The sequence below is a fragment of the Pseudomonas sp. HMWF006 genome (genome assembly GCF_003061205.1).
Lineage (GTDB): Bacteria > Pseudomonadota > Gammaproteobacteria > Pseudomonadales > Pseudomonadaceae > Aquipseudomonas > Aquipseudomonas monsensis.
In genome coordinates, this window is the sequence record NZ_QAIU01000439.1 from 10,118 (window position 1) to 13,353 (window position 3,236).

Here is a 3,236-nt window from a genome sequence, read left to right on the forward strand (position 1 = left end):
AACGGCAGTTTTTCGACCTTGTCCGGGGTTGCCGGGCAGCTCTGGCGGAAGGTCAGGCTGTAGGTCTTCGCTGCGGCGTCGTAGGACTCGCTCACCGCCAGACGCGGTGTGCCCGCCTGGCTGTACCAGCGCTTGAACTGGCTGAGGTCGACGCCGTTGGCATCTTCCATGGCCTTGATGAAATCGTCGCAGGTCACGGCCTGACCATCGTGGCGTTCGAAATACAGGTCGCTGCCCTTGCGGAAGCCTTCGGCGCCGAGCAGGGTGTGGATCATGCCGACCACTTCCGAGCCCTTTTCGTACACGGTCAGGGTGTAGAAGTTGGAAATCTCGATGAAGCTGTCCGGCCGCACCGCGTGGGCCATGGGACCTGCATCTTCGGCGAACTGGTGGGTACGCAGGTACGCCACGTCCTGAATGCGCTTGACCGTGGCCGAGTTCATGTCCGAGGAGAACCCGGCGTCACGGAACACAGTGAAACCTTCCTTGAGCGACAGCTGGAACCAGTCGCGGCAGGTCACGCGGTTGCCCGACCAGTTATGGAAATATTCGTGGGCGACGATCGCCTCGACCCGCTGGTGCGCGGCGTCGGTGGCGGTTTCGGCGCGGGCCAGCACGGCGCTGGAGTTGAAGATATTGAGGCCCTTGTTCTCCATCGCGCCCATGTTGAAGTCATTCACCGCGACGATCATGAAGATGTCCAGATCGTACTCGCGACCGTAGACCTCTTCGTCCCAGCGCATCGACTTCTTCAGGCTGTTCATCGCGTGCTGGCACTTGTCGATGTTTTCCGGCTCGACGTAGATGCGCAGCGCGACATTGCGATTGGTCATGGTGGTGAAGGTGTCTTCGACGCACCACAAATCACCGGCCACCAGCGCAAACAGGTACGCCGGCTTCATGAACGGGTCTTCCCAGGTCGCCCAGTGCCGGCCGTCTTCGCCGGGGCCCGAGGCGATCGGGTTGCCGTTGGAGAGCAACACCGGGTAGCTGTGCTGCTCGGCGACCACGGTGGTGGTGAACTTGCTCATCACGTCCGGGCGGTCGAGGTAATAGGTGATCTTGCGGAAGCCTTCGGCCTCGCACTGGGTGCAGAACATCGTCCCGGACTTGTACAGGCCTTCCAGCGCGGTGTTGGTTTCCGGGTGGATCTTTACGCTGGTGTCGACGGTGAAGCTGGCGCTGGCGGGCTGCAGGGTCAGGGTGTTTTCCGTCAGCTGATAGTCGTCGGCGCCGAGTTCCTGGTCGGCCAGGGTCACCGAAAGCAACTCCAGTTGCTGGCCGTCGAGCACCAGCGGCGGCAGGCCCGGGCCACGCTCAGGGTTGCGGCGCATCACCAGTTGCGCGTGGACCAGACTGTGATCCTCGAACAACTCGAAGGTCAGGTGCGTCTCGTCGATCAGGTACTCGGGTGCCTGATAGTCCTTCAGGTAAATCATCTTCGGTTGTTCGGTGCGCATGCTGGAATCCTTATTGATGCACGGCGAGCTGATAGGCCGTGTACTTACGAATGTTGATCACGCCGGTGTCGAAAATCAGGTACTGGCCCTTGATCCCCAGCAGCGTGCCTTCGGCAATCGGGTTCTTGTCCAGGTTGAAGCTGACGATTTTGGCCGGGTATTGCTCGACCGGATAGCGGATTTCGAGCGGTTCGACATCGGCAATCGTCTGAATTGCCTGTAGGCCGAATCGCTGTTGCAGACCTTGCAAGCCCTCGGCGCAGCTTTCAAACAGCTGATCGCGAACTTGCGCCAGGTCCACCGCCGCCGCATCGCCCTTGAGCAACGCGCGCCAGTTGGTTTTGTCCGCCACCTGACTGCGGAACAGGTCTTCGACGAAGCCGGACTGCTGGCGCGTGGACACACGCATGATCGGCAACGCCTGACTGGCGCCCTGATCAAGCCAGCGGGTCGGCAATTGCGTAGCGCGGGTGATGCCAACCTTGATGCCCGACGAGTTGGCCAGATACACCACATGGTCGGTCATGCAAAACTTCTGGCCCCACTCCGGTTCACGGCAGGTGCCGGCCTCGAAGTGGCAGCGCTCCGGGCTCATGATGCACAGGTCGCACTGCGCCAGTTTGGTCATGCACGGGTAGCAGTAACCCTGACTGAAACTGGTTTTGGTCTTGCGTCCGCAATGGGTGCAATGAATCGCCCCCAGGTACTCCAGACGCACCGTGGTGCCGATCATGGGATTGACCGGCACCTCGACGTCATCCAGACGAAACGCATATTGCACGTTCGGCCCGTCGAGGCGCGCCGACATTTTGCTGATTGCACCGCGGCCAATCTCGATCAATGGATGGCATCCGACTTGAACAGGATGTTCGGCACTTCGATCGACTTCGACGCACATTCCTGCGGGCCCATGTAACCGGTGCGCTGCTCTTCAGGCAGGTTCTGGATTTCCCAGGCGATCATCGCCTGCAACGACAGCTCGCGCTGTTCGGCGGTGAGTTTGCCGCCGTCGGACCACTTGCCGATTTCCACGGCCAGTTTCAGGCTCTCGTAGATGTCCGGGGTGATGTTGTTGATCATTTCGTTAAAAGAGGACATCAGGGTCTCCGTGCTCTTTATTCACTGAAAATTTTAGGCGGCCAGTTTACGGCGGTTATACAAACCGCCCAACAAACCGGTGAAGCATCCGATGAGTAACCCGCTAACGTGCGCGGCGTTGGCGATCTGGCCGAAACCGATCATCGAGACCAGCCCGGACATGCAGATCACCAGCCACACCAGCATCATCACCAGCACGCCACGCGGCAGGCGATACGCCGGGTTCGGCGCCAGCAACTGGAAAATCCAGCAGTGGCCGAGCAATCCGTAGAGCACGCCGGACAAGCCGCCAAACAGGCTCGGGCCACTCCAGGCGAACTGCGCGTAGTTCGACACCAGGCTGAACAGCAGGGTCAGACCGAGCAGATTGATGCTGCCCTGACGTGACTCGATGCGCCGTCCCAGCTCCCAGTACCACATGCCGTTCATGGCCAGGTGCAGGATGCCAAAGTGCAGCAGCATCGGCGTGAACAGGCGCCACCACTGCCCCGCCGCCAGACTGTCGGCCAGCGGCGTGAACTGGATGTACTCGCCGACCACGCGGAAGTCGAGGAAGGTCAGCAGGCGGATGGTGTCGAGGTTGTCGCCCAGGTAGGTCAGGCCACCGACCAGCAGGCTCAGCAGCAGGATAAATCCGGTGGCCTTGGCGTGTTTGAGTTGTTCGGCGAAGCTCGGACG

General features: G+C 60.7%; 4 protein-coding genes. All 4 read right to left on the reverse strand.

Going from position 1 to position 3,236, the window contains the following annotated elements:
• The coding region (pepN, locus tag DBR24_RS32795; protein WP_256591625.1) for an aminopeptidase N at positions 1-1,460 on the reverse strand (1,460 nt) is incomplete at its 3' end.
• 10 nt (positions 1,461-1,470) lie between these two features.
• Entirely contained in the window at positions 1,471-2,301 is an 831-nt protein-coding gene (locus DBR24_RS18505) for a DUF2797 domain-containing protein (RefSeq protein ID WP_027613137.1), read from the reverse strand.
• A complete protein-coding gene (locus DBR24_RS18510) occupies positions 2,298-2,558 on the reverse strand; it encodes a YeaC family protein (protein WP_123462815.1) in 261 nt (86 codons plus the stop codon). Before DBR24_RS18510 ends, DBR24_RS18505 begins: the two co-directional genes overlap by 4 nt.
• Positions 2,559-2,591: 33 nt before the next feature.
• Positions 2,592-3,236: rhomboid family intramembrane serine protease (locus tag DBR24_RS18515; RefSeq protein WP_128615467.1), on the reverse strand; the 645-nt coding region annotated here is incomplete at its 5' end.